Here is a 24,618-nt window from a genome sequence, read left to right as displayed (position 1 = left end):
GGAACAGCCGTATGACCGCACCCGATGCCACGCCCACGCCGATCGACACCAGCCGCCCGCATCCCGCCCGGGTGTACGACTGGTGGCTGGGCGGCAAGGACAACTACCCGGTGGACGAGGAGCTGGCCCGGAAGATCCTCGCCGTGGACGGCACGGTGGTGCGCGGGGCGCGCGCCAACCGCCGGTTCATGCACCGGGCCGTCCGCACGGCGGCCGAGGCGGGCGTACGGCAGTTCCTCGACATCGGCACCGGCATCCCGACCGAGCCCAACCTGCACCAGGTCGCGCAGGGCGTGGCCCCGGAGTCCAGGGTGGTGTACGCGGACAACGACCCGATCGTGCTGCGGCACGCCGAGGCCTTGCTGCAGAGTTCCGCCGAGGGCAGCACGGACTACATCCACGCCGATGTCCGCGATCCCGGCACCATCCTGCGGCTGGCGGGCGAGTCCCTGGACTTCGGCCGCCCGGTCGCGCTGTCCCTGGTGGCGCTCACGCACTACCTGGGCGACCAGGAGGACGATGTGTTCGGGCTGGTCAAGCGGTACGTCGACGAGCTCGCCCCGGGCAGCTTCCTGCTCCTGACCCAGGTCACCCAGGACCTCAGCCCCGAGGGGGTGGCCAGGGCGGCGGAGCTGTTCCGCAGGAGCGGCACGCCCTTCCACCCCCGCAGGATCCCCGAGTTCTCCCGCTTCTTCGACGGCCTGGAGCTGCTCGGCCCCGGCGTCATCCCGGTGTACGGCTGGCGCCCGGAGCCGGTGGACGTGGCGGCCCAGGCGGAGGGGGTCGTGCCGGTGTACGCGGGAGTGGCGGTCAAGCGCTGACCCGTACGGGTCCGTGTCCGGCCGTATGCGGTCCATCGTGCCCGGAATCCACGGCAGTTGGGCCTGCGGTCGGCGACGGCCGGGGGGCGAGTGCTCCGGTAGCATCGGTCGCCGCGAGCGGACGGCGCCATCGATCAGCGCGGCGGGGGAATGCGGGCATGGTGAAGCGGTTCGTGGTCGCGCCGCGCGGGCGGTGGGGCACCTATCCGGACATCGGGTCCGCGCTGCGGGCGGCGGCCGGCCGGCGCGGCCCGGTGCGGGTGGAGATCGAGCCCGGACATTACCCGGAGTTCCTGGCCGTACGGGGCGAGGTCGAGCTCGCCGCGCGCGGTGAACCCGGCTCCGTGGTGGTGAACCCGGTCCGGGGCACCGTGCTGGATGCCGCGGGGTCGGTGGTGGTGCGCGGTCTGGAGCTGGTCGGGCGGGACGCGGACGTCGTCGACCTGCACGCGGGCACCCTCGTACTGGACCGGGTGGCGGTCCGGGCGCATGGCGGTGTCTGTCTGCACGCCCGGCGGGACACGGCTGCCACGCTGACCGACAGCGAATTCCGGTACGGGCGGGTGCTGTTCGCCGGGGCGACGGGGAGTGTGGAACGGTGCCGGTTCACCGACGCCGCCGACAACGCGCTCGCGGTGATCGAGAGCGGCCGAGTCGCCCTCCGCGACAGCCGGTTCACCGGCAGCCGGATCCACGGGGTGCGGGTCAGCGACGCCCGGGCCGATCTCGCCGGATGTCAGCTGTCCGGCACCGGGCAGGCGGCCGTGTGCGCGGACACGCGGGCGGAGATGACCGTGACGGACTGCGTGATCAGCGCCGTACAGGCCGAGGGCGTGCTGTTCACCGGGCAGTCCCGGGGCCTGATGCGGGGCTGCCGGGTGAGCGACGCCGAGCACGGGGTCGCGGCGACGACCGGCAGCGATCCCGTCGTCCGCGACTGTGTGTTCACCGACTGCCGGGACACGGGCATCAACGTCGCGGACGCGGGCCTGGGGACGTTCGAGGACTGCGAGGTGGTCGACGCCCGGACGGTGTCGGTGTTCGTGACGCGGGGCGGCGCGCCGGCGGTGTCGGGCTGCCGGATCGTGGGAGGCAACGTCGGTGTCGCGGTCGTCGACAAGTCCCGGGCGCGCTTCCGCCGGATCGACGTCGAGAACCTGCCGAGCGTCGCGCTGCGGGTCAGGGAGGGATCCTCGGCCGTCTTCGAGGACGTGCGGGTCGAGCGCTGCACGGCGGGCCTGGAGACACAGGGCGACGCCGGTACCACGGCCGAGGTGACCGGCGGCCGGTTCCAGGACTGCACCATGGGGTCCGTGGCCGCGGGCGGGCAGTCGCGGGTCACGGTCAGAGGGGTGACCGCGCGGCGCGGGGTCGTGGGTTTCGCCGCCGTCGAGGAGTCCACGCTGCGGGTGCAGGACTGCGAGGTCGCCGAGATGGGCATGGGCGTCCTCGTCATCGGCAGAACGACCTTGTTCGCCCGGAACCTGTCCGTCACCGGCCCGGACGGACCCGGCCTCGGCGCCACGGACTCCGCGTATCTGGACGTCGCCGGGAGCCGGTTCGCCGACTGCGGCCGGGTGGCCGTGTCGGTGCAGGGGACGAGCGGCGGCCGGCTGGTGGACTGCATTGTGACGGGCGCGCCGGAGGGCATGGCCGTCCAGCACAACGGCCGCGTCGACCTGGTCTCGCTCGACTCCTCGCTGCGTGTCGCCGAGCAGTTCTCCGAGCCGGCCGCTCCCCCGCCGGCGACCGTCGTCAACAACTACAACGCCCCGGTCTTCACCGGCGCGATCACGCACTCCCAGGTCGCCTTCGGCAACACCCACGTCATCCAGCAGCAGACCACACAGGACGGAGCCGGCTCATGACCGACCCGCAGCCGCGGGACGCGCACGGCGGTCCGCAGTTCCACGGACCGGTCTCGGGCAGCCAGATCGCCTGGGGCAACCAGACCGTCACCCAGAACCAGCGGAACGACACCGCGGCCGCACCCGATGTCGAGGCGCTCGCCCGGCTCGTGGGCGAGCTGGTGCGGCAGCTGCCGCAGGCGGGCCTCGCGGAGCAGGACCGGGTGGACGCCGAGGCCGCGGCCGAGGAGGTCCTCGCGGAGATCAGCGGGCCCGGGGGGCCCGAGCCGGGCCGGCTGCGGCGTGCGCTGAACGGCCTCAAGGGGGCGCTTGCCCCGGTCGCCACGGGTGCCGCGGCCGGGGTGGAGGCGGGCGCGCAGGAATGGGCACACGAGGCGATCAGAAACCTGACCGCGCTCATGTGAACGCCGGAACGCCCCCTGCGGGCCGGTATCGGGCGGGCCCCAGGTGCCCCCGGCCGGGCGGTGTCAGGCGGCTCCGCCCTTGCTGTCGGGCTCGTCGTCCACGATCTCCGCGTCGACCACGCCGTCCGCGTCGGTCGTGTTCTGCGTGCTCGCGCTCTCCTGTGCGCTCTGGTCGCCGGCGGAGGCGGACGCGTACATGGCCTGCCCCATCTTCTGGCTGACGGTGGCGAGTTTCTCCACACCGGTGCGCAGGGCGGTGGTGTCGGCGTTCTGTTCCAGCAGGGTCTTCAGTTCCGCCGCGGCCGTCTCGACCTCGCCGCGCGTGTCGGCGGGGACGCGGTCCTGGTTCTCCCGCAGGAAGTTCTCGGTCTGGTAGACGAGTTGCTCGGCCTGGTTGCGGGTCTCGGCGGCCTCGCGGCGCTTGCGGTCCTCCTCGGCGTACTGTTCGGCCTCCCGCATCATGCGGTCGATGTCGTCCTTGGGCAGGGCGGAACCGCCGGTGACCGTCATCTTCTGCTCGCGGCCCGTGGCCAGGTCCTTCGCGGAGACGTGCATGATCCCGTTGGCGTCGATGTCGAAGGCCACCTCGATCTGCGGGACGCCGCGCGGGGCGGGCGGCAGGCCGGTGAGGTCGAAGACGCCGAGCTTCTTGTTGTAGGCGGCGATCTCGCGTTCGCCCTGGTAGACCTGGATGCCGACCGAGGGCTGGTTGTCGGTGGCGGTGGTGAAGATCTCCGAACGGCGCGTGGGGATCGTGGTGTTGCGTTCGATCAGCTTGGTCATGATGCCGCCCTTGGTCTCGATGCCCAGGGACAGCGGGGTGACGTCGAGCAGCAGCACGTCCTTGACGTCGCCGCGCAGGACACCGGCCTGCAGGGCGGCGCCGACGGCGACCACCTCGTCGGGGTTGACGCCCTTGTGCGGGTCCTTGCCGGTGAGGTCGCGGACCAGGTCGGTGACGGCGGGCATCCGGGTGGAGCCGCCGACGAGGATGACGTGGTCGATCGCGGACAGCTGGATCCCGGCGTCCTGTACGGCCTGGTGGAACGGTTTCTTGCAGCGGTCGAGCAAGTCGGCGGTCAGCTCCTGGAACTGGGCGCGCGTCAGCTTCTCCTCCAGGTGCAGCGGGCCCTCGGCGGAGGCGGTGATGTAGGGCAGGTTGATCGAGGTCTCCGAGGACGACGACAGCTCGATCTTGGCCTTCTCGGCGGCCTCGCGCAGCCGCTGCACCGCCATCTTGTCGGTGCCGAGATCGATGCCGTAACTCCCCTTGAACCGCTTCACCAGGTGGTCGACGATCCGCTGGTCCCAGTCGTCGCCGCCGAGGTGGGTGTCGCCGTTGGTGGCCTTCACCTCGATGACGCCGTCGCCGATCTCCAGCAGGGACACGTCGAAGGTGCCGCCGCCGAGGTCGAACACCAGGACCGTCTGTTCGTCGCCCCGGTCCAGGCCGTAGGCGAGGGCGGCGGCGGTCGGCTCGTTGATGATCCTGAGCACCTTCAGGCCGGCGATCTCACCGGCCTCCTTGGTGGCCTGCCGCTGGGTGTCGTCGAAGTACGCCGGTACGGTGATCACCGCGTCCGTGACGTCCTCGCCGAGGTAGGCCTCCGCGTCCCGCTTCAGTTTCTGCAGCACCCGCGCGGACAGCTCCTGCGCACGCAGGCGGCCGCCGTCGACGGAACCCTGCTCGGGGAACCGCCAGGAAGCATCACCCATGTGCCGTTTCACCGAGCGGGCGGTGCGCTCCACGTTGGTCACGGCCTGCCGCTTGGCGACCTCGCCGACCAGCACCTCCCCGTTCTTCGCGAACGCCACCACCGACGGTGTGGTGCGCGCACCCTCCGCGTTGGTGACGACGGTGGGCTCGCCGCCCTCCAGGACGGCCACCACCGAGTTCGTCGTCCCGAGATCGATCCCGACCGCACGTGCCATGGTCCGTCCCCTTCCGCCCGGGCGCTGCCGCACTCCCAGCACAGGACGTGCCCGCGGCGCTGTCAATAACCGGGTACCCGGACACGGCGATGCCGCGCCCCTGGAGCGGGACGCGGCATCGAGGGCCGTACGGGCGTCAGGCCAGCTCGGCCGTCAGGGTGATGGTCGTACCGGCCAGGGCCTGGCTGACCGGGCAGTTCTTCTTGGCGTCCTCGGCGGCCGACGCGAAGCCCTCCGCGTCCAGGCCCGGCACCTCGCCGCGCACGGTGAGGTGGATGCCGGTGATGCCCTCGCCCGGCTGGAAGGTCACGTCGGCCTTGGTCTGCAGCCGGGTGGGCGGGGTGCCGGCGCCGGTCAGACCGTGCGAGAGGGCCATGGAGAAGCAGCTGGAGTGGGCGGCGGCGATCAGCTCCTCCGGGCTGGTCTTGCCGTTGGCCTGCTCGGCGCGCGACGGCCACGACACCGGCTGCTCGCCGATGCCGGAGGAGTCGAACGTGACGACGCCGTGCCCCTGGAGCAGGTTGCCTTCCCAGACGGTGTGCGCGGTGCGCGTGGTGGCCACGATGGTTCCTTTCGCGTCGGGTCCCGTGACGTGAGATCCCGTTACGGGGGTTTTCCGTGCCCCTATCCGATCACATCGGGGCTCATCGCACTCTGAAGACCGGCCCACGCGGCGTGAACGGGAGGTGACTTCCCTGCGGGATCAGATAGGCGTGCTCACGCCGCACCCGCAGTACGTCGCACCAGCCGTCGGTGATCACCAGCACCGGTGCGGCGGGCGGGAAGTCCTCGGCCCGGTGCAGCAGGTCCACGCCGGGCTGCAGGACCGTGCCGCCGCGCCCGCGCACCCGGACCCGGCCCGCGATCTCGGTGACCGGGAGATAGCCGGCGTCGTGCGGGGCGGCGTCGCAGAACACCACCCGGGCGGCCGGTACGTCCCGGGCCTCGGCGTAGGAGGCGATCGCGCCGAGCGCCTTGCCGAGCAGGGTGCGGTTCATCGAGCCGGAGGTGTCGAGGACGACGCCGAAGGTGCAGCGGGCCACCTCCTCGGGCGGGAACCAGCGGCCCGCGCGCGGGATGTCGGGGGTGGACGCCTGCCGGCGGGCCGGGCGGGCGAAGGACCGGACGGGCTCCGGGCGAGGCACGAACTCGTCGAACCAGCGGGCGAGTCGCGCGTCCCAGGGCAGCGGCGGATGGCTGAGCGCGCGGATCTCCTCGACGAGGCCGCCGGGCAGGAAGCCGCGCTCCTGCGCCTGGTGCAGGTCGAGGCCGCGGCTGAGGCCGCGCCGGTAGAACTCGTCCAGGTCGACGTAGGTGCCGGGCGGGCCGAGCGGGGCGCCGAGGACGTCGCCGGTGCCCTTGCCGCGCAGGGTGGCCAGGCGGCGGACGCGGCGCAGGTCGCCGGCGATGCGGTCGTAGACCTCCTCGGCGGACAGGCCGGCGAGCCGCGGGTCGTGCAGCAGGCCCTCCGGCATGGTGCCGACCTGCATCTCGACCAGCCAGCCGTTGATGACGTAGTCGCAGGCCACGTTGAACAGGTAGGGGTCGCGGGGGCCGCAGCGGTCGCCGTGGCGGAGGGCGGCGTGCAGCATCTCGTGGGCGAGGACGAACCGCCACTCCTCGGTGTCGAAGGTGCGCAGCGGGTTGATGTAGATCTCGCCGGCCTCGGGGTCGACGGCGGCAATCTGGATGCCGTGGGCGCGGGCCAGTTCGGCGTCGGCGACCAGTTCGACGCCGGCGGCGATGCCGCCGAGCAGCGGGTAGGAGGAGACGAACCAGCTCAGGGCCCGCTCCCAGGGGCGCTGCGGGAGCCGCTCGCCGTCGAGGGAGTCCCGGCGGCCGCCGGCCATGTCCATCGCGGCGGACACGGTCCGGGTCAGCGCGGTGGCGAAGGCCAGCTGCCGGTCCGGGACGGGGCCCTGCCAGGCATGCCATTCGGTGAGCACCTGGTCGGGCGCGCCGCCGGCGGTGCCGCAGCGCTCGTAGGCGGGCGGCAGGCCGTGGGCCCGCCAGCGCGCGGCGAGCCGTTCCTCGTCTCCGTCGGGATAGCTGGTGGGCAGGTCCTCGGGGGTGGTGCCGAGGGGGAAACCGAGCAGAAAACGGTTCACTACGACACAGCGGGCGGCCAGGTCGTACCGGTCGGGCTGCTCGCGCCGGCCCTTGGCGGCCGGGAGGTGCCCGAAGCCGAGGTGGAGGGCGGCGTGCGCGAGCGCCCAGGCCCAGGCGCCGGGGTCGGCGAGCCGGTCGGGGTGGGCGTGCACGGTGGCGTCGGAGTCGACGACGAGCAGGCCCTCGTGCGGGGCGAAGGTGCAGGTCTCGCTGCGGCAGGTGCTGAAGTCGACGGCGGCGAGGGCGGGGTTGGCCCGCAGCAGCCGCATGCCCTCGGCGAACGCCTCACCGGCCAGGTCGCGCTTCTTCTTCTGGTCCGTCTTCTTCGTTTCCGTCTTCTTCGGCCCGGTGCGGCTCACCGTCGGGCCTCCACCAGGCGGGGCATGTCGCGGGCGGCCTCGACCAGGAACCACGAGGGCAGCACGGGGTTGCCGTCGGTGTCGGAGGCGATGACGGTCTGGGCGACCTCCACGGAGATCTCGGCGAGCTGCACCAGCAGCGACTTGGCCCGGTAGGCGATCTGCCGGCCGTTCGCCGACATGTGCTCCTTGCTGGCGGGCAGTTCCTTGACGAGCCGGCCGCGGAACGACTCGGCGAGGTAGTACAGCAGGTCCCGGTCCTGCATGCGGTGCGGCCAGCGGGCGTCGCCCTTGAGGATCGCCTCGATCCCGAACCGGCTGCGCACGACCTTGACGTAACCGCAGAACGCGGTCGCGTGCGCGGGCGTGAGCGTGCCGTGCGCGAGGACGGTCAGCGTCGGCTCGTCCAGTTCGGCGCCGAAGGAGTGCAGGGCGTCGGAGAGCATGTGCCAGGAGCGCGGCGTGGAAAACGGTTCCTCGGTTTTCGGCGGCTTCGACCACAGGTGGTCCGGCCGGTCGGTGAGGTGATCGAGGATCCACGGGTGGATGCCGTTTCCGGCGGCCCAGGCCAGCCAGTCCGTGGCGGAGACCTCCAGATGGACATGGGCGAGCCGGTTGACCAGGGCGGAGGCCAGCGGACGCGCGAGGGCGTTGTCGGTGGCCCGGTTCCCGGCGCCGATGACGATGGACCCCGCGGGCAGCTCGTAGTTTCCGATGCGGCGGTCGAGGATCAGCGAGTAGAACGCCTTCTGCACATCCGGGGTGGCCGCGTTCAGCTCGTCCAGGAACAGACAGTACGGCTCGTCCCGGGCGATCGTCTCCGGCGGGCAGAACACCGACCGCCCGTCGCGGATCTGCGGCACGCCGATCAGGTCCTCGGGGGCGAGCTGCGTACCGAGCAGGCTCACGCACTCGAGGCCCAGCGAGTCGGCGAACTCCCGCACCAGGGACGACTTTCCGATGCCGGGGGCGCCCCAGAGGAACACGGGCCGGACGGTGGCGAGGCCGAGGAGGAGTTCGGGGACGCGGGCGGGAGTGACGGTGACGGCAGCCTGCAACGCTGGACATCCTTGCGGGTCTTCGAGTGGTCTACGACTCGAACAGTCTGGGTGTCCGGCGGGGTGGGCGCAGCCGAATTTCAGGCGGCCCGCTCGTCGTCGGTGTCGTCGGCGCCGGTGTCGTCGGTCAGCGGGACCTGGGGTCCGTTCAGCTCGCCCAGCCAGCGGCGCAGCACCTCGTGCACCTGCTCGGCGCCGGTCAGTTCCTCCTCGCCGTCGGCCGGTGCGGACAGCTCCGTCGGCGAGAGCAGGAACGGGTGGGACTGGGCGCCGCCGAGGCCGCCGTGGGAGCCGATCTGTTCCTCGAAGGCGAGGACCTCGCCGTCGGCGGGGTCGAGGGCGGAGTTCACCATGATGTCGGCGGTGTGCGGGAAGGAGTGGGTACGGCGGACGGCGTCGGCGGCGCCGGGACCGAACCGGGCCAGCGGGCCGGGCTGGTCGTCGAGCCGGGCCAACGGGATCTCGGCGCCGTAGGCACCCAGCACCACGCCGTCGTGCTCCGCGCTGCGCACCAGCAGGAAGCCGATGCCGGGGTGGTTGGCGAGGGTGGTGAGCAGGGCGGGGTGGCGGGCGTCGATCTCCTCCTTGGTCATGCGGTGCGGGACGTCCGGGAAGGACACCAGGCCGAGGTTGCCGGAGGCCAGCACGATCGGCTCGGAGCCGGGGGCCGGGTGGTGCTGCTCGCTCTTCTCCTCCACGGGCCGGCGCAGCGCGGCCCGGACGGCGGCACGGGCCTCGGCACCGCTGTGCGTGTGTTCGGCCCTGCGCGGCACGTGCAGCCCGCAGCCGGCCCGGACCAGGTCGCCGAGGGTGAGGCCGTAGCGGGAGCGGAAGGTCTCGCCGGGGCTCTGCCCGTGGTCGGACAGGACGACGATGCGGTACGGGCGGGGGGCGTGCTCGGCGACCCGCTGGAGGAGGGCGAGGGAGCGGTCGAGGCGCTGCAGGACCTTCTCCGCGTCCTGGCTGCGCGGACCCGAGTGGTGGGCGACCTCGTCGTAGGCGACGAGATCGGCGTAGACGGCGGTGCGGCCGGCGAGCATGTCGCCCATCACCGCCGCGACGACGACGTCCCGTTCGACGACGGTGGCGAAGGCGCGGACGAGCGGGTAGAGCCCGCCGCGGCTCACCCGGGGGCGCTGTCTCCGCATCCGGGCGCGGGTGGACTGGCCGATCTCGCGGACCACCTCGGCGACGAAGGACAGGGCGGTGCGGACGGCGCCCGCGGGGTCGGAGAAATACGCGAAGTACCCGGCGCGGGAACGGTTCTCCCGGCTGCGGCGGCGGGCCGCGATGGACAGCACGAGGGCCTGTTCACCGGCGCCGCCGCTGAAGAGGTTGCCACGGCTGGCACCGTCCACGGTGAGCAGTCCGCCGTCGCCCGTATGCAGGATGGCGCGGCGCTGCAGCTCGGCGGCGCTCGTCGGCCGATTGCACACCATCACCTCCCCGCGGTCCTTCTCGTACCAGCGGAAGGCCGGCATGTCGAAGGTGCTGCCGTGGAGAATGCCGAGCTGGCTGGCACCGGTCTGGCTGGACCAGTCGGTGCGCCAGGGGGTGAGGCGGTGGGTCGGCCGCAGGCCGTCGCCGGTCGGCTGTATGCCGTCACCCATCCCCAGCCAGCGCGCGACCGTAGGCATCAGCCCTTTGCGGACCGCGTCGGCGAGGACGTCGTGGCCGACGCCGTCGAGCTGGACGAAGACGAGGCCGGGGGTGCTGGGGCAGGGCGGGTCGGATCTGCGGCGGCGGGCGGCGAGGCGGTGCAGGCGGCGCCGGTAGGTCTCGTCGTCGCGGACGGCGAGCGCCGCGCCGGTGGCCGAGGCCACGGCGGACATCACCGCGGCCACGATGACGGCGGTCTCGGGAGCCGCCTCGCCATGACCGGAGGGGTTGATGCGCAGGGCGAGCAGCAGCAGGGAACCGTTGAGGAAGAAGACCAGCAGGCCGAGCACGAGGGCGGGTACGAGCAGCAGGAGCCGGACGAGCAGCGGCCACACCACGGCCGACAGCACACCGAAGGCACCGGCGCCGAGCGCGGCGGTGACGGCGATGCGGGTGGCGCTGTCACCGTCGGCGGACTGGAGCTGGAAGTCGGGCAGGAGCCCGGCGAGGACCAGCATGGTGAGGGTGGAGACCGCCCATACGGCGACGCTGCGTCCGACCTGACTGGCCACCCGCCGCCACCGTACGCCTCGCACGCCTTGTCCCCCCTCACGTCCCGCCCCGCTCGACGCCCGGGCCTCGCTCCACCTTGTCATACCGGGCCTTGACACCATGACGGTGGACGACTCACCGGCCGCCCGACTGGCGAGCCGGGTCACCGGCAAGGACCAGGCAGTCGGTCCATGACAAGCACGCGAGCGGGCGCAAGGCGACAGCAAGGAGCACTGACGCGTACGAGAACCACAGGGTCGGCACGGCCCGGAGCTGGGGCAGGCGCGCGGACGACCGAGCGGCTGCCGGCCGAGACCGGCGTGGCCGCGACCGGTGGCCAGGCAGCCGAGGACCCCCTCGCCTCCCTCGACATCGACGTGGCCGGGATCCGGCGTCGCGCCGACGACGCCTTCGGCCCCGGAGCCTTCCGCTTCCCCGGCCCGCCTTCACCACCCGCGCCAAGGAAGCCCTGGAGCCGGCCGCCCGCGAGGCCGCCACGCGCGGGCACCGGGTCGTCGACACCGAGCATCTGCTCATGGGCGTTCTCGCCGACGAGGAAGGCGTCGCGGTGCGGGTCCCGGCCACTTCGGGAGCGGACACCGCGACCCGGCGCCAGGACAGGGCGCGGACGCTAGCGGCCGTCGTAGCCGGCCGTCGGCATGGACAGCCGGCGGTGGACGCAGGCCTTCATCTGGGCGTCGTACGACGGCTCGGCCCGCCCGACGGTCTCCACGCGCACGCCCCGGCGCGCGCACTCGGCGGTGAACGCCTCGACCGAGGACAGGGCCCGCTGGAGTACGCGCAGGCTGGGCGCGACGAACACGTCCACTCCCGGCCGGACGCCGTCCCACAGCGCGCCGTGGTCGAAGCGCAGTCCGCCGACGAGGAGTTCCCGGGCGATGACGTACCCGCGTTCGGCGGCCCAGCGGGCGCACATGGCGTGCTGGCTGCGGGAGTCCACGAGGAAGGGGTCCGCTTCCAGTTCCTCCAGCGGCGTCAGGCTGGCGATCGCGATGACCCGCACCGGCGCGGGCGCGGGCGTGTCGGAGGTACCCCGCAGCTGTCCCATGGCGTCCCCCTCACCTCCGGGTTTCGCCGCCGACCCTACTCCTGCCCGTAGGCTTCGGGGAGTCACGTGAAGGAGGCGAAGAGGGTGCCGGCGGAGATCACCTGGTGGGGTCACGCCACCTGCACGGTCCAGGACGCGAACATACGTGTACTCACCGATCCCCTGTTCGCGCGCTGGCTGGCTCATCTGCGCCGGCGCCGGGGTGCCGTGCCGCCGGCCGAGGCCCGTCGCGCGGACGTGGTGCTCGTCTCCCATCTGCACGCCGACCACCTGCATCCGCCCTCGCTGGCGGAGCTCGCCCCGGGCACGCGCCTGCTCGTGCCCCGGGGCGCACCACGGGCGGTGCCCGGTCTGCGCCGGCTGCGCCATCTGCGGGTGACCGAGGTGGTGCCCGGGGACGAGGTGCGGATCGGTGAGCTGCTGGTCCGGGTGGTGCCGGCACGGCACGACGGGCGGCGGCTGCCGGTGGGCCCGCACCGCTCGCCCGCGCTCGGCTATGTCGTGGAGGGCGAGGCACGGACGTACTTCGCCGGGGACACCGGGCTGTTCGACGCGATGGCCGAGCGGGTGGGGCCGGTGGACGTGGCGCTGCTGCCGGTGGGCGGCTGGGGGCCGTACCTCGGTGAGGGGCATCTGGACGCGGGGCGGGCGGCGCAGGCGCTGGCGCGGCTGGCGCCGCGGGCGGCCGTGCCGGTGCACTACGGCACGTACTGGCCGATCGGAATGGACGCCGTGCGCCCGCACGAGTTCCACGCGCCCGGGGACGAGTTCGTGCGGCTCGCGGCCGTGGCGACGCCGGGTGTGGCGGTGCACAAGCTGGGGCACGGCGAGAGTGTGCGGCTGGAGGTCGCACGGTGAGGTGGCCGGCCTCCGTGGCGGTGCTGGCCGCCGCGTCCACCACGTCGACGGTGCCGCCGGAGTCGACGCAGCAGGCGATCGGGTATCCGTCGCTGTTCCTGCTGGTGCTGATCGGGGCGCTGGTCCCGGTGGTGCCGACCGGGGCGCTGGTGAGTTCGGCGGCGGTGGTGGCCTTCCATCAGACGGCGCCGTTCTCGCTGGCTCTGGTGTTCGTCACGGCGTCGCTCGCGGCCTTCCTGGGAGATGCCGCGCTGTACTGGCTGGGGCGGCGCGGGATGCGGTCGCGGAACGGGTCGCGGTGGCTGGAGGCGATACGGTCGCGGGCGCCGGACGCGCGGCTGGCGTCGGCGAGGCAGAAGCTGGCCGAACACGGGGTCGCCGTGCTGGTGTTGTCCCGGCTCGTCCCCGCGGGGCGGATACCGGTGATGCTGGCCTGCCTGATGGCGGAGTGGCCGCTCAGGCGGTTCGCTCGGGGAAACATGCCTGCGTGTCTGGCCTGGGCGGCCACCTACCAGGTGATCGGGATTTTGGGGGGTTCGCTGTTCGAGGAGCCGTGGGAGGGGGTTGTGGTGGCGGTCGCGCTGACCGTTGTGATCAGCGCGATGCCGGGTGTGGTGCGGCGGTTCCGCTAGCGCAGGGGCGCCTCACTCAAGCACCTTCGAAGCCCCCACCGGCAGATCCCACAGGTCCTCCCGCTCCAGTCCCGCCTTCTCCCAGGCCGCCCGCACTCTCGTCAGCGGTTCCAGGACCGGCTCGGCCGAGAGGATGAAGGTGCCCCAGTGCATGGGGGCCATACGGCGGGCGCCCACGTCCAGGGTGGCCTGGACCGCTTCCTCGGGGTCGCAGTGGACGTCGCTGAGCCACCAGCGGGGGTCGTAGGCGCCGATGGGCATGAGGGCGAGGTCGATGCCGGGGTAGCGGCGGCCGATGCGGGAGAACCAGTGGCCGTAGCCGGTGTCGCCGGCGAAGTAGAGGCGCTGTCCGTCGGAGTCGGTGAGCACCCAGCCGCCCCAGAGGCTGTGACAGGTGTCGGTGAGGGTGCGCTTGGACCAGTGGTGGGCGGGGACGAAGTCGAAACGGACGCCGGACAGTTCGGCGCCCTCCCACCAGTCCAGCTCGGTGACGCGGGTGAAGCGGCGCCGACGGAACCAGCGGCCGAGGCCGGCCGGCACGAACACCGGGGTGTCCCGCGGGAGTTGGCGCAGCGTGGGCGCGTCGAGGTGGTCGTAGTGGTTGTGGCTGATGACGACGGCGTCCACGCGGGGCAGCGTGTCCCAGGCGACGCCGACGGGGGTGATACGGGCCGGGGTGCCGAGGATGCGGCGGGACCAGACGGGGTCGGTGAGCACGGTCAGGCCGCCGATCCGCACCACCCAGCTGGCGTGTCCGGCCCAGGTGACGGCGAGGGTGCGGGTGTCGACGCGGGGCAGCGGGGCGGGAGCGCAGGGAAGCCGGGGTATGTCCGCGAGGCCTTCGGCACCGGGGCGTACGGCGCCTTCGCGAGCGAAGCGGGCGAGGGCCTTGAGGCCGGGCAGGGGGGCGGTGAGCCGGTCGTGGAAGGTACGTGGCCACACACGGTGTTCGCCGAGCGGACGGGGCTCGGCCAGCGGGGGGAAAGGGGGCGCCAGGGGCGTCGGGATGCCGGTGGAGCGAGTCGATGCGGCCGGGGCGGTCGCCATGGCCGTCGCAGCCGTCTTGGTCGTCGATCCGGGCTCGTGCGTCTCGGGCTGGTGCGTCTCGGTCTCATGCGTCTGCTGCCTCATCGAGGATGCCCCCTTCGCTGAGCGTCGTCGCGGAGATCGTCGAGGACCGACGTCAAGAGGATCAACGCGCGTTGTACATGCGGCAGTTCCAACGGCGCGGGTGAGGTGAGGCATTCCGCGCGTTCCTCGTCGGTGCCGCCCAGCAGGGGCCCCGTGGCGAGTCGTACGCGCAGTGCCCCCAGGTCGTCCCCGAAGCGGTGGCCGCCGGGTGCGGGCATGCCGAGCCGGGCGGTGAGGAGGTCCTCCAATTCCTGGGCGTCGCCGACGCCCTGTTCGGCGAGGGCTTCGCGCAGCGGGCCGAGGTCGGCGTACAGGTGGCGGCCGGCCTGCGGGGGGCGGGCGAGCGCGCCGCCGGCGACGACGGCGGCGTGCGCGGCGGCGGCCACGCGTGCGTGCAGTCGTACGGCGGCCTCGCGGCGCTCGGTGACGGGCGTGGGCTCGTCGAGGGCGTAGCCGGCCGCGGCGGCGACCGGCGCGGCGATGCGGGCGTCGAGCCCGGTGAGGATGTCCAGCACGCGCGCGTGGAGCTGCCGGCCGGGTTCGGCGGCCGGGAAGCGGGCGACTGCGGCGGGCCAGCCGGCCGGCAGCAGGGATCCGGCGAGGTCGGTGACGACGGTGACCCGGTCGGGCCGCATCTCGGCGGGGCTGAGCAGCACGGTGTCGTGGGGGTCGTGCAGGGTGTCGCGCCAGGTCTCGTCGCTGACCAGGTGCAGCCCTTCGGCGGTGGCGGCCTCGACCGTCTCGTGCAGCAGTTCCGGCGGGGCGACGGTGGCGGTGGGGTCGTCGGCGACGGACAGCACGAGCAGCCGCGGTTCGCCGCCCTCGGCACGGACCCGTCGGACGGTCTCCAGCAGGGCGTAGGGGTCGGGGACGCCGCCGCTCTCGGCGGGGGTGGGTACATGGTAGGCGGGCCTGCCGAGCACCCGGGCGTACGGCGCCCACCAGGCGGCGCAGGGTCGCGGTACGAGGATGTCGGCGCCGTCGCCGGCGAGGGCGGCGGTGAGGGCGAGCAGCAGCGCGGGGGCGCCGGGGCCGGCGGCCACCTGGTCGGGGACGGTGGGCAGTCCGCGCCGGGTCCAGTAGCCGCAGGCCGCTTCGAGGAGGGCGGGGGCGCCGCCGACGGGCTGGGCGTCGGCGCGGCTCGCCGCGGCGGCGAGCACCGCGGTGAGTTCGGGGAGCACGGGGAGGCCGTCGCCGGGCAGGGGCGGGCCGTAGCGGACGGGGCCGTGGCCCTCGGGGTCCGTCCGCCGCATGTCCGCCTCCGCGCGGTCCTGGTGCCGTGTGCCGCCGGTCCTGGCCGGGTGGCCGGGCCGGCGGACTGTGTCGTCGTGGGCTGCGATGTGGAGCGTGGGGTGGGGGCGCGTCACCGGCCTCTGCCGTGTCGCCTGGGCTGTGGGGGTTGTGGGGTTGCCGGGGCTTGCGCCGGCGGTCGGTGTCGTCCGTGGCCTGTGCTGTCCGTCGGTGTGGGGGCCCGGTGCCGGTGCCCTCGGGAAGGTGTGTACCCGCCGGGCGTCACTCCATGGGCGTGACGGGGGCCGCCCCGGTCACGCGTCCGTGGACCGGCCTCCCGCGGCGCGCCGGGCGCCGTACAGCCGGTAGCCGGCTCCGCCGCAGGCCGCGGCGATGAGGGCGGCGCCGACGGCGAGGGCCGGGACCGAGTCGGTGAAGCTGCCTCCCGTCCCGGCCTCGACTCCGTATTGCACGGTGGGCGGGTCGCAGCCGTCGGTGCCGTGGGCCTGCCGGCCGTCGGGGTCGCCGCAGGGGCGACCGGCGAGGCAGGGCTCGTAGCGGCCCGGCGCGCACCGGTGGCCGTCGTCGGGGCACGCCTCCCCCGGCCCGCACGCCGGCCCCGGACCGGTCGGGCATGCCTCCCCCGGCCTGCACCCCGCACTCGGGCCGCTCGGACACACCTCACCCGGCTTGCACCACCCCGAGCCCGGATCGCTCGGGCACACCTCCCCCGGCTTGCACCCCGCACCGTCCTGGCAGGGCTCGCCGGGCCGGCACGTGGCGGCGGGGCCGGGGAGGGGGTCGGCGCACTGCTGTGGCGCGGCGCACGGGTCGGGGACGACCGTCGGAGCGGTGACGGGGGGCGGGTACGGAGTGCCGGGACCCACGTCGGGGACGACCGTCGGAGCGGTGACGGGGGGCGGGTACGGAGTGCCGGGACCCACGTCGGCGGTGGCGGCGGGCCCGGCCAGGGCGAGCACGGCCCCGGCGACGAAGGCGACGGACAGGGCACGGGCGGTGCGGCGCATGGGACGGGCTCCTCGGCAGACACGGCGGATCGGTCGGCGGTGGTACGCCGGACGCCGGTACAGCGGGCAGTACGTCGAGCACCGGTACGGCGGTGCGGGGGCGCAGCCCCTACGGCGTCACGGGTACGGGGCACAGGGCGTGCCCTCGCTGCCATCACAGCCCGCACGGCGCCGCCGCGCGCGCGGCCGGACCCCATTCGCGGGACGGGCGCGCCCGGCCGGGTGACAAACGGTGGCCGGTCGCGGCTCCGGCACGCTCCGCCACCCGCACCGCCGCCCCGGCGGTCTCGCGTCCACGCGCCGGAGAGGTTTTCCGTCCCCGGTGCAGGTGACTCGGTATGTGCTGACCGGATCGTCCGCTTCGCACCCCACTGGGGAGGTCCCTCCATGAGCACCAAGGTCTCCGACCACATCCTCGAGCGCCTGCGCGCCTGGGATGTGGAACAGGTCTTCGGCTATCCGGGCGACGGCATCAACGGGCTGCTCGCCGCCTGGGGCCGGGCCGAGGACCGGCCGCGGTTCATCCAGTCCCGGCACGAGGAGATGTCCGCGTTCGAGGCCGTCGGATACGCGAAGTTCAGCGGCCGTATCGGGGTGTGCGCCGCGACATCGGGACCGGGCGCGATCCATCTGCTCAACGGTCTGTACGACGCCAAGCTCGACCACGTGCCGGTGCTGGCGATCGTCGGCCAGACCAACCGGAGCGCGATGGGCGGCTCCTACCAGCAGGAAGTCGATCTGCACACGCTGTACAAGGACGTCGCCTCGGACTTCGTGGAGACGGTCACGGTGCCCGAGCAGCTGCCGAACGTGCTGGACCGGGCGATCCGCACCGCCTACGCCCGGCGCTGCCCGACCGCCCTGATCATCCCCGGTGACGTGCAGGAACTGGACTACTCGCCGCCGACGCACGAGTTCAAGATGGTGCCGTCCAGCATGGGCATGAGCGAGTACTCCATGACCCCGACGGACGAGGCGCTGCGCCGGGCGGCGGACGTGCTGAACGCTGGCGACAAGGTGGCGATCCTGGTGGGCCAGGGCGCGGCCGGTGCCGTCGCGGAGGTGCAGGAGATCGCCGAACTGCTCGGCGCCGGGGTCGCGAAGGCCCTGCTCGGCAAGGACGTCCTCAGCGACGAACTGCCGTACGTCACCGGGCCGATCGGGCTGCTGGGCAGCCGGCCGTCGTACGAGCTGATGCGGGACTGCGACACCCTGCTGACAATCGGGTCGTCGTTCCCGTACACGCAGTTCATGCCGGACTTCGGCAAGGCGCGCGGCGTGCAGATCGACATCGACCCGCACATGATCGGAATGCGCTACCCGTACGAGGTGAACCTCGTCGGCGACGCGAAGGCGACGCTGCGCCGGCTGATCCCGCTGCTGAACAGCGACCGGGGCGGGCGTGAGTGGTACGACACGGTGTGCGCGAACGTGCGGCGCTGGCACGAGACGATGGAGCGGCGGGCCGGTCTGTCGGCCGATCCGATCAATCCCGAGTACGTGGCCCGCGCGCTGGATCCGCTGCTGCCGGAGAACGCGATCCTGACCTCCGACTCCGGTTCGGTCGCCAACTGGTACGCGCGGCACATCACGATGCGGCCGGGCATGCGCGCTTCGCTGTCCGGGACGCTGGCGACGATGGGGCCGGGTGTGCCGTACGCGATCGGCGCGAAGTTCGCGCATCCGGACCGGCCGGTGTTCGCGCTGGTCGGCGATGGCGCGATGCAGATGAACGGCCTGGCGGAGATGATCACGGCGGCGAAGTACCGCGACCGCTGGTCGGATCCGCGGCTGGTGGTGGGCGTGTGGAACAACCAGGACCTGAACCAGGTGACCTGGGAGATGCGCGCCATGGAGGGCGCCCCGTCGTTCCTGCCGTCGCAGGCGATCCCGGACGTGCAGTACGCGGCGTTCGCCCGCTCGCTGGGTCTGACCGGCGTCCGGGTGGAGAAGCCCGAGGACGTGGAGGCGGGCTGGCGCGCGGCTCTGGAGGCCGACGGCCCGTGCGTGATCGAGTTCCTCACCGACCCCGCCGTGCCGCCGATCCCGCCGCACGCGACCTGGGAGCAGATGGAGGCGACGGCGGCGTCGATTCTGAGGGGGGATACCGACCGCAAGTCGGTGGTCAAGCAGGGCTTCAAGGCGAAGATGCAGGAGTTCCTGCCCGGCAAGGACAAGAACTAGCCCCCTGTGGAGGTAGCCATGCAGCGAGGCAGTGACCGGCTGAACGTCCACCGGGACGATGAGATGAAACACGAGCTGAAGGGACTGCTGAGGTCCGGCCACCCGACACGGGTGGAGGAGTGGCACGACCCGGAGCCGGCCGCGGACGACGACCCGGAGGTCTGGAGCGGGCCCGTGGGCGGCCTCGGCTCTCCGGCGTCGCTGGAGCGGGTGCGGTCGGAGCTGGCCCGCACCCTGAGCCGTGGCTCGTTCCCCGCGACCGCCCGTGACCTGGCCCGGACGCTGCGCCGGCAGAACGCGCCGACCGCACTGGTCGACGCGGTGGCCGGGCTGCCCCACACGGCGCGCTACGCGAACGTGCAGCAGCTGGCCGAGGCGCTGGCGGGCGGCGCATGAGCGAGGACCAGGCGGCCGATATCGCGAGGGGGGCCGGCGTCGACGTCGACGTCGCGACCACCCGGTTCATGCTGTACGGGCTGCTGCCCGGCTGGTTCGTGCCGGGGCTCGCCGACTGGCTGATGCACCGGCGCACCCGGATCGAGGACACCTCGGGGACGAAGGAGTCGTTGATCCACTCACTGATGATGGCCGAGGTCGGGCTGCCGATCGCGCTGACCCTGCGCTACCGGATCAATCCGCTGTTGCTGAGCGTGCAGCTCGGGGCGGCCGCGGTGCACGAGGCGACGGCGCTGTGGGACGTGCGTACGGCCGTCGACAGCGACCGGGAGGTCAGGCCGGTCGAGCAGCACATCCACAGCTTCCTGGAGTCGCTGCCGTTCGGCGCGCTCGCCTCGCTGATGTGCCTGCACGCCGACCAGGTGCGGTCGCTGGTGCGGGGCGGCGGCGGAGACAGGGACGCCTGGCGGCTGCGAAAGCGCCGGCGCCCGCTGTCGCCCGGCTATCTGACCGGGATCGGCCTCGCGATCGGGCTGTGCGTGGTGCTGCCGTACGGCGAGGAGCTGCTGCGCTGCCGGCGGGCGGCCCGGCGGCGCACCTGGAAGGCAGGGCAGGGCAAGGCAGGGAAGGAGAGTGAAGAGTCATGCGCATCGCGTTTCTCGCGGCGCCCCAGGGTGTGGAGCAGGTCGAGCTGACCGAGCCGTGGAAGGCGGCCTCCGACGCCGGGCACGAGCCGGTGCTGGTGTCGACGGCACCAGGGAAGATCCAGGCGTTCGACCATCTCGACAAGGCGGACACGTTCGATGTGGACGAGGTGGTCGGCGAGGCGTCGGCCGGGTCGTTCGGTGGTCTGGTGCTGCCCGGCGGGGTGGCCAACCCGGACTTCCTGCGCATGGACGACAAGGCCGTGGCGTTCGTGAAGGACTTCTTCGACCAGGGCCGCCCGGTCGCCGCGATCTGCCACGCCCCGTGGACGCTGGTGGAGGCGGACGTCGTACGGGGCCGGGTGCTGACGTCCTGGCCGAGTCTGCGGACGGACATCCGCAACGCGGGCGGCACCTGGGTGGACGAGCGGGTGAAGATCTGCGACCACGGGTCCAATCAGCTGGTGACCAGCCGCAAGCCGGACGATCTGAAGGCGTTCTGCGACGCGTTCCTGCACGTGTTCGCCGGTGAGGCGGGCTGAATTGCCGCTTGCCGCGAGGGGCCGGCCCTTCCCTGTGCCGGCCCCTGTGCCGGCCCGGCCGCTCAGGTGCCGGTCGCCTCCGGAGTCGCCGCCTCGCCGCACCGCCGTTCCCGGGCGCCCTCACGGGTGCGGCCCGCGCTGACCAGACGGCGCGGGTTGCGGCGCAGATACTCACCCTCCAGCTGCGCCATGCGCTCGTTGTGGGTCCGCAGCGCGTCGTTCGAGCCGTACAGGAGGGTGTCGTGGCGCGTGCGGTGGATCGTCTCCAGCTCCTTCATGAGCTGCTGGTCGTCCAGTCGGCTGGGGTCGACTCCGTTCATGTGGTGCCCCGCTCGTCGTGTCCGTGTCCTTGGGTCCCGGCCCGGGTACCCGCCGGGCAGGCACTGCCCCCGAGGAGTTTTCCGGAGGAATCCATGTTGCTCGCCTTCCTGAATCCACTGTACGAACATCCGGGGTCCTGGGCCTCCGCATACATCGACACCTCGATCCACACGGAGGACCAGCAGCAACGCCGTCATCTGACCGCGGAGGCGGTCACCCGGGACCTGGCCCGGCTGGGGGCGGACGAGCCCACCTGCCGGGCGGTGCACGACGCCCTGGAGGCGCTGCGGCACGCGCCGGAGCCGTACGGCCGGGCCGTGTTCGCCCGGGACGGCGAGGTGGTCCTGGAGGTACCGCTGACCCGGGGCCCGCAGGACGGCGAGGCGTACTGGGGTGCGCTGCCGCGGGTGACGCCGCTGCTGGACCTCGCCGGTGAGGACCCGCTGTCACTGGTGGCCTACATCGACCGGACCGGAGCCCGCATCGAACTGCGCAGCGCGCTGCTGCACGAGGAGGCCGGGCAGGTGACGGGCCGGCAGTGGCCGATACACCGGTCCAAGGCGTCCGACTGGTCCGAGCGGCACTTCCAGCTGAAGGTGGAGGACACCTGGGAGCACAATGCGCGTGAAGTCGCCGACGCCCTGGCCGCGTGCCAGGAGGAGACGGGCGCCGATCTGCTGATCCTGTGCGGGGACGACCGGGAGCGCCGGTCGGTGCACGAGCAGTTGCCGAAGGCACTGCAGGACCGTGTGATGGAGACGTCCCGCGGCAAGGACAGCAAGCTGCTGCCGCAGGAGGTGGAGGAGATACGCGCCCAGCACGTACGGCAGCGGATCCTGGCGGAGGTGGACCGGTTCCGTGAGGCGCGGACGCCCGACGAGGAGCGGCGGGCCGCGGCCGTCGAGGAGATGCCGCAGCTGATCGAGGCGGCGCGCGAGCACCGGCTGGCTGAGCTGCTGATCCGCCCGGACGCGCCCGACACGCAGCGCGAGGTGTGGATCGGCGAGGACCCGGACCAGCTGGCGGTCCGCCGTTCGGAGCTGAAGGACATCGGCGAACGCCAGGCGTGGCCGGCCCGCGCCGACGACGCGCTGGTACGGGCGGCCGTGGTGACGAACGCTCCGGTGCTGTCGCTGACACCGATCCTGGAGGACGCCGGCGAGGAGGTCGCACCGGGCGGCATGGGCGCGCTGCTGCGCTGGAAGTGACGGAGAGCCCGGGCGCGGGGGCCGTATCCGGGCCGGATGCGCCCTGGTCCGGCGCGCCCTAGCGGACGCGTTCCACGCGGCGTTCGTCCCAGACCGGTTCCGCGGTCTCGCGGACGCGGCCGTCGGCGCCGAAAACAAGGTAACGGTCGAAGGAGCGGGCGAACCAGCGGTCGTGGGTGACCGCGAGGACCGTGCCCTCGAAGGCCTCCAGGCCCTCCTGCAGGGCCTCGGCCGACTCCAGGTCGAGGTTGTCGGTCGGCTCGTCCAGCAGCAGGGCGGTCGCGCCCGCCAGCTCCAGGAGCAGGATCTGGAAGCGGGCCTGCTGGCCGCCGGAGAGCCGGTCGAAGGGCTGCTCGGCCTGCTGGGTCAGCTCGTAGCGGCGCAGCCGGGACATGGCGGCGCCGCGGTCCTGGGAGTGCTCCTTCCACAGGATGTCGAGCAGGGTACGGCCCTGGAGTTCGGGGTGCGCGTGGGTCTGCGCGAAGTGCCCGGGCACGACGCGCGCGCCGAGCTTCCACTCCCCCGTGTGCGCGACGTCCTCGCCGGCCAGCAGGCGCAGGAAGTGCGACTTGCCGGAGCCGTTGGAGCCGAGGACGGCGACCCGTTCGCCGTAGAAGACCTCCAGGTCGAACGGCCGCATGAGGCCGGACAGTTCAAGTCCCTTGCAGGTGACGGCCCTTACGCCGGTACGGCCGCCCTTCAGACGCATCGTGATGTCCTGCTCTCGCGGCGGCTCCGGCGGCGGGCCGGCCTCCTCGAACTTGCGCAGGCGGGTCTGGGCGGCCGCGTACCGGGAGGCCATCTCATGGCTGACCGCAGCGGCCTGACGGAGGTTCAGCACCAGCTTCTTCAGCTGGGCGTGCTTCTCGTCCCAGCGGCGGCGCAACTCCTCGAAGCGGGCGAAGCGTTCCCGGCGGGCCTCGTGGTAGGTGGCGAAGCCGCCGCCGTGCACCCAGGCGTCGGCGCCGGCCGGGCCCGGCTCCACGGAGACGATCTTCTCGGCGGCGCGGGCGAGGAGTTCACGGTCGTGGGAGACGAACAGGACCGTCTTGCGGGTCTCCCGCAGCTGTTCCTCGAGCCACCGTTTGCCGGGCACGTCGAGGTAGTTGTCCGGCTCGTCCAGCAGCAGCACCTCGTCGGTGCCGCGCAGCAGCGCCTCCAGCACGAGGCGTTTCTGCTCGCCGCCGGAGAGGGTGCGCACCTGGCGCCACTGGGCGCGCTCGTAGGGCATGCCGAGGGCCGCGGTGGTGCACATGTCCCACAGGGTCTCGGCCTCGTAGCCGCGTGCCTCGGCCCAGTCGGCGAGGGCCTGCGCGTACGCCAGCTGGGCGGCCTCGTCGTCGACGGTCATGATGGCGTGCTCGGCCTCGTCGACCGCCCTGGCCGCCTCGCGGATGCGGGGCGCGGCGACGGAGACGAGCAGGTCGCGTACGGTCGTCTCGTCCCGTACGGAGCCCACGAACTGGCGCATCACGCCGAGGCCGCCGCTGACGGTGACGGTGCCGCCGTGCGGCTTCAGCTCGCCGGAGATCAGCCGGAGCAGGGTCGTCTTGCCGGCGCCGTTCGGGCCGACCAGGGCGACGGCGGCGCCTTCCCCGACCCGGAAGGACACGTCCCCGAGCAGCGTCCTCCCGTCGGGGAGGTGGTACTCGAGGTGCGCGGCTTCCAGATGTCCCATGGGCAGGCATTCTGCGGGGCGGCCCCCGACGACGGCAAACCCTTATCGGACGGCGACGGCAATGCGTTGTCGGGCGGGGACACAGCGTGCTTGCCGGGCGGTGGGACCGTGCGCCCGCCGGACCGGGACACCGCCCCCCTGCCGCGCCCGCACCCTGAGCTGCGGGACTCCGGCACGTGCGCCGCTCCCGAGCGCGCGGCGCCACCCGCATCCACCCTCTCCGAACGGCTCGCCCACCGCTCCCTGCCCGGCCGTATCCACCGGCTCCCCCACCGTCCCCTACCCCGCCGTATCCACCGGCTCCCCCGCCGGACCCGCCTCTCCCGCCGGCTCGACCGTGGCGCCCTCCCAGGACAGGGCCTTCCAGCCGTCGGACGGGGAGCCCTCCAGGACGACCACGCCGGTGTTGCCCAGGGGGCGGGCGGCGGCGAAGGCGACGTCGACGTTGTCGGCGCGGGCGGAGGTCCACAGGCGGATCGCGGCGCCGTGGCTGACCATGGCGACCGTGCCGGCACCGCTCGCGGCGGCCTCGGCCACCACGGCGTCGTACCGGGCCAGGGCCTCCTCGCCGCTCTCCCCGCCGGGGATGCGCGGCGCGGTGTCGCCGGCCGCCCAGCCGAAGATCGTGCGCATGTACTCCCGGCCCTCGGCGGACTCGCCGGGCAGCATCTCCAGGTCGCCGGCGGACACCTCGCGGATGCCGTCGCGGACGATCACTTCGAGGCCCCGGGCGGCGGCCAGCGGGGCGGCAGTGAGCCGGGTGCGCAGCAGGGTGGAGGCGTAGAGGGCCTCGATGTCCTCGCCGGCGAGCGCCTCGGGCAGTGCGGCGGCCTGCGCCTCGCCCAGCGGGGTCAGCGCCGGGCCCGGCACATTCGTGTCCAGCAGGTGGTGCACGTTGGACGGGGTCTCGCCGTGGCGGACGAGAAGGAGGCGCATCCGGGGGAATCTCCTCACGCGCCGGTGGCGGCCCGGCGCAGACGGGCACAACAAACGGG

Annotated in this window: 22 protein-coding genes and 1 pseudogene; 11 read left to right on the top strand and 12 right to left on the bottom strand. The window is 73.2% G+C overall.

Going from position 1 to position 24,618, the window contains the following annotated elements:
• The first annotated feature begins 11 nt into the window (after positions 1-11).
• The 3 genes from ACIBJF_RS17650 to ACIBJF_RS17640 all read left to right on the top strand — a co-directional run bounded on the left by ACIBJF_RS17650 (position 12) and on the right by ACIBJF_RS17640 (position 3,093).
• On the top strand, positions 12-821 hold the full coding sequence (locus ACIBJF_RS17650) for an SAM-dependent methyltransferase (RefSeq protein ID WP_399174595.1): 810 nt from the start codon (positions 12-14) through the stop codon (positions 819-821).
• A 158-nt stretch (positions 822-979) separates the two neighbouring features.
• Positions 980-2,689, top strand: coding sequence for a right-handed parallel beta-helix repeat-containing protein (locus tag ACIBJF_RS17645; RefSeq protein WP_399174594.1), 1,710 nt, complete (start codon positions 980-982; stop codon positions 2,687-2,689).
• The gene (locus ACIBJF_RS17640; RefSeq protein WP_399174593.1) at positions 2,686-3,093 is read left to right on the top strand and encodes a hypothetical protein; all 408 of its coding nucleotides are present in this window, start codon (positions 2,686-2,688) and stop codon (positions 3,091-3,093) included. Before ACIBJF_RS17645 ends, ACIBJF_RS17640 begins: the two co-directional genes overlap by 4 nt.
• A gap of 63 nt (positions 3,094-3,156) precedes the next feature.
• Here ACIBJF_RS17640 and dnaK read toward each other — a convergent pair whose 3' ends face one another.
• From dnaK to ACIBJF_RS17615, 5 genes are all read right to left on the bottom strand, one after another.
• Positions 3,157-5,025, bottom strand: coding sequence for a molecular chaperone DnaK (gene dnaK, locus ACIBJF_RS17635; protein WP_399174592.1), 1,869 nt, complete (start codon positions 5,023-5,025; stop codon positions 3,157-3,159).
• A gap of 136 nt (positions 5,026-5,161) precedes the next feature.
• On the bottom strand, positions 5,162-5,587 hold the full coding sequence (locus ACIBJF_RS17630) for an OsmC family protein (protein ID WP_055709926.1): 426 nt from the start codon (positions 5,585-5,587) through the stop codon (positions 5,162-5,164).
• Positions 5,588-5,669: 82 nt separating this feature from the next.
• The gene (locus ACIBJF_RS17625) at positions 5,670-7,403 is read right to left on the bottom strand and encodes a hypothetical protein (RefSeq protein ID WP_399174651.1); all 1,734 of its coding nucleotides are present in this window, start codon (positions 7,401-7,403) and stop codon (positions 5,670-5,672) included.
• An 86-nt stretch (positions 7,404-7,489) separates the two neighbouring features.
• Complete coding sequence (locus ACIBJF_RS17620; protein WP_366487786.1) at positions 7,490-8,551, bottom strand: MoxR family ATPase; 1,062 nt, start codon at positions 8,549-8,551, stop codon at positions 7,490-7,492.
• Between the two features lie 80 nt (positions 8,552-8,631).
• Positions 8,632-10,806 (bottom strand): phage holin family protein, encoded by a 2,175-nt coding sequence (locus tag ACIBJF_RS17615; RefSeq protein WP_399174591.1) that lies wholly within the window; start codon positions 10,804-10,806, stop codon positions 8,632-8,634.
• A gap of 365 nt (positions 10,807-11,171) precedes the next feature.
• Between ACIBJF_RS17615 and ACIBJF_RS17610 the strand changes: the two are divergent.
• Positions 11,172-11,294 (top strand): annotated as a pseudogene (locus tag ACIBJF_RS17610) (Clp protease N-terminal domain-containing protein); the annotation flags it as partial.
• 39 nt (positions 11,295-11,333) lie between these two features.
• On the opposite strand, the gene ACIBJF_RS17605 reads toward ACIBJF_RS17610, so the two are convergent.
• On the bottom strand, positions 11,334-11,771 hold the full coding sequence (locus tag ACIBJF_RS17605; protein ID WP_399174590.1) for a hypothetical protein: 438 nt from the start codon (positions 11,769-11,771) through the stop codon (positions 11,334-11,336).
• Between the two features lie 84 nt (positions 11,772-11,855).
• On the opposite strand from ACIBJF_RS17605, the gene ACIBJF_RS17600 reads away from it, so the two are divergent.
• Positions 11,856-12,629, top strand: coding sequence for an MBL fold metallo-hydrolase (locus tag ACIBJF_RS17600; protein WP_399174589.1), 774 nt, complete (start codon positions 11,856-11,858; stop codon positions 12,627-12,629).
• A gap of 14 nt (positions 12,630-12,643) precedes the next feature.
• Positions 12,644-13,261, top strand: coding sequence for a DedA family protein (locus ACIBJF_RS17595; RefSeq protein ID WP_399174588.1), 618 nt, complete (start codon positions 12,644-12,646; stop codon positions 13,259-13,261).
• A 12-nt stretch (positions 13,262-13,273) separates the two neighbouring features.
• On the opposite strand, the gene ACIBJF_RS17590 is transcribed toward ACIBJF_RS17595, so the two are convergent.
• From ACIBJF_RS17590 to ACIBJF_RS17580, 3 genes are all read right to left on the bottom strand, one after another.
• Positions 13,274-14,392, bottom strand: a complete 1,119-nt coding sequence (locus ACIBJF_RS17590; protein WP_399174587.1) for an MBL fold metallo-hydrolase — start codon at positions 14,390-14,392, stop codon at positions 13,274-13,276.
• On the bottom strand, positions 14,389-15,645 hold the full coding sequence (locus ACIBJF_RS17585; RefSeq protein WP_399174586.1) for an aminotransferase class I/II-fold pyridoxal phosphate-dependent enzyme: 1,257 nt from the start codon (positions 15,643-15,645) through the stop codon (positions 14,389-14,391). The genes ACIBJF_RS17590 and ACIBJF_RS17585 overlap by 4 nt, the downstream gene beginning before the upstream one ends.
• 291 nt (positions 15,646-15,936) lie before the next feature.
• Positions 15,937-16,650, bottom strand: coding sequence for a hypothetical protein (locus tag ACIBJF_RS17580; RefSeq protein ID WP_399174585.1), 714 nt, complete (start codon positions 16,648-16,650; stop codon positions 15,937-15,939).
• 387 nt (positions 16,651-17,037) lie between these two features.
• On the opposite strand from ACIBJF_RS17580, the gene ACIBJF_RS17575 reads away from it, so the two are divergent.
• The 4 genes from ACIBJF_RS17575 to ACIBJF_RS17560 are packed head-to-tail and all read left to right on the top strand — an operon-like array spanning position 17,038 to position 20,416.
• Positions 17,038-18,834 (top strand): thiamine pyrophosphate-requiring protein, encoded by a 1,797-nt coding sequence (locus ACIBJF_RS17575; RefSeq protein WP_399174584.1) that lies wholly within the window; start codon positions 17,038-17,040, stop codon positions 18,832-18,834.
• Positions 18,835-18,852: 18 nt separating this feature from the next.
• The gene (locus tag ACIBJF_RS17570) at positions 18,853-19,230 is read left to right on the top strand and encodes a DUF2795 domain-containing protein (protein ID WP_399174582.1); all 378 of its coding nucleotides are present in this window, start codon (positions 18,853-18,855) and stop codon (positions 19,228-19,230) included.
• Entirely contained in the window at positions 19,227-19,925 is a 699-nt protein-coding gene (locus ACIBJF_RS17565; protein WP_399174581.1) for a diguanylate cyclase, read from the top strand. Before ACIBJF_RS17570 ends, ACIBJF_RS17565 begins: the two co-directional genes overlap by 4 nt.
• Entirely contained in the window at positions 19,874-20,416 is a 543-nt protein-coding gene (locus ACIBJF_RS17560; RefSeq protein WP_356311900.1) for a type 1 glutamine amidotransferase domain-containing protein, read from the top strand. Before ACIBJF_RS17565 ends, ACIBJF_RS17560 begins: the two co-directional genes overlap by 52 nt.
• A gap of 62 nt (positions 20,417-20,478) precedes the next feature.
• Here the strand turns inward: ACIBJF_RS17560 and ACIBJF_RS17555 are convergent, their stop codons facing one another.
• Complete coding sequence (locus ACIBJF_RS17555; RefSeq protein WP_351803625.1) at positions 20,479-20,736, bottom strand: DUF6158 family protein; 258 nt, start codon at positions 20,734-20,736, stop codon at positions 20,479-20,481.
• A gap of 93 nt (positions 20,737-20,829) precedes the next feature.
• Here ACIBJF_RS17555 and ACIBJF_RS17550 point away from each other — a divergent pair, with 93 nt between their 5' ends.
• The gene (locus ACIBJF_RS17550) at positions 20,830-21,945 is read left to right on the top strand and encodes a Vms1/Ankzf1 family peptidyl-tRNA hydrolase (RefSeq protein WP_399174580.1); all 1,116 of its coding nucleotides are present in this window, start codon (positions 20,830-20,832) and stop codon (positions 21,943-21,945) included.
• Positions 21,946-22,003: 58 nt separating this feature from the next.
• On the opposite strand, the gene ACIBJF_RS17545 is transcribed toward ACIBJF_RS17550, so the two are convergent.
• Both ACIBJF_RS17545 and ACIBJF_RS17540 read right to left on the bottom strand, forming a co-directional pair.
• Entirely contained in the window at positions 22,004-23,623 is a 1,620-nt protein-coding gene (locus ACIBJF_RS17545; protein WP_399174579.1) for an ABC-F family ATP-binding cassette domain-containing protein, read from the bottom strand.
• A gap of 279 nt (positions 23,624-23,902) precedes the next feature.
• A complete protein-coding gene (locus ACIBJF_RS17540) occupies positions 23,903-24,559 on the bottom strand; it encodes a histidine phosphatase family protein (protein ID WP_399174578.1) in 657 nt (218 codons plus the stop codon).
• Between the last annotated feature and the right edge of the window lie 59 nt (positions 24,560-24,618).

It is taken from the genome of Streptomyces sp. NPDC050743, assembly GCF_044456925.1.
Taxonomy (GTDB): domain Bacteria; phylum Actinomycetota; class Actinomycetes; order Streptomycetales; family Streptomycetaceae; genus Streptomyces.
The sequence above is the reverse complement of the archived record's forward strand: the minus strand, read 5'-3'. Positions and strand labels throughout refer to the sequence as shown.

Excerpts from the sequence above, each read along its gene's own strand:
- ACIBJF_RS17590 (WP_399174587.1), bottom strand. The coding sequence starts at position 14,392 with ATGAGGCAGCAGACGCATGAGACCGAGACGCACCAGCCCGAGACGCAC.
- ACIBJF_RS17585 (WP_399174586.1), bottom strand. The coding sequence starts at position 15,645 with ATGCGGCGGACGGACCCCGAGGGCCACGGCCCCGTCCGCTACGGCCCG.
- ACIBJF_RS17650 (WP_399174595.1), top strand. The coding sequence starts at position 12 with ATGACCGCACCCGATGCCACGCCCACGCCGATCGACACCAGCCGCCCG.
- ACIBJF_RS17560 (WP_356311900.1), top strand. The coding sequence starts at position 19,874 with ATGCGCATCGCGTTTCTCGCGGCGCCCCAGGGTGTGGAGCAGGTCGAG.
- ACIBJF_RS17625 (WP_399174651.1), bottom strand. The coding sequence starts at position 7,403 with ATGCGGCTGCTGCGGGCCAACCCCGCCCTCGCCGCCGTCGACTTCAGC.
- ACIBJF_RS17605 (WP_399174590.1), bottom strand. The coding sequence starts at position 11,771 with ATGGGACAGCTGCGGGGTACCTCCGACACGCCCGCGCCCGCGCCGGTG.
- ACIBJF_RS17615 (WP_399174591.1), bottom strand. The coding sequence starts at position 10,806 with ATGACAAGGTGGAGCGAGGCCCGGGCGTCGAGCGGGGCGGGACGTGAG.
- ACIBJF_RS17545 (WP_399174579.1), bottom strand. The coding sequence starts at position 23,623 with ATGGGACATCTGGAAGCCGCGCACCTCGAGTACCACCTCCCCGACGGG.
- ACIBJF_RS17570 (WP_399174582.1), top strand. The coding sequence starts at position 18,853 with ATGCAGCGAGGCAGTGACCGGCTGAACGTCCACCGGGACGATGAGATG.
- ACIBJF_RS17555 (WP_351803625.1), bottom strand. The coding sequence starts at position 20,736 with ATGAACGGAGTCGACCCCAGCCGACTGGACGACCAGCAGCTCATGAAG.
- ACIBJF_RS17580 (WP_399174585.1), bottom strand. The coding sequence starts at position 16,650 with ATGCGCCGCACCGCCCGTGCCCTGTCCGTCGCCTTCGTCGCCGGGGCC.
- ACIBJF_RS17640 (WP_399174593.1), top strand. The coding sequence starts at position 2,686 with ATGACCGACCCGCAGCCGCGGGACGCGCACGGCGGTCCGCAGTTCCAC.
- ACIBJF_RS17550 (WP_399174580.1), top strand. The coding sequence starts at position 20,830 with ATGTTGCTCGCCTTCCTGAATCCACTGTACGAACATCCGGGGTCCTGG.
- dnaK (WP_399174592.1), bottom strand. The coding sequence starts at position 5,025 with ATGGCACGTGCGGTCGGGATCGATCTCGGGACGACGAACTCGGTGGTG.
- ACIBJF_RS17645 (WP_399174594.1), top strand. The coding sequence starts at position 980 with ATGGTGAAGCGGTTCGTGGTCGCGCCGCGCGGGCGGTGGGGCACCTAT.
- ACIBJF_RS17575 (WP_399174584.1), top strand. The coding sequence starts at position 17,038 with ATGAGCACCAAGGTCTCCGACCACATCCTCGAGCGCCTGCGCGCCTGG.
- ACIBJF_RS17540 (WP_399174578.1), bottom strand. The coding sequence starts at position 24,559 with ATGCGCCTCCTTCTCGTCCGCCACGGCGAGACCCCGTCCAACGTGCAC.
- ACIBJF_RS17565 (WP_399174581.1), top strand. The coding sequence starts at position 19,227 with ATGAGCGAGGACCAGGCGGCCGATATCGCGAGGGGGGCCGGCGTCGAC.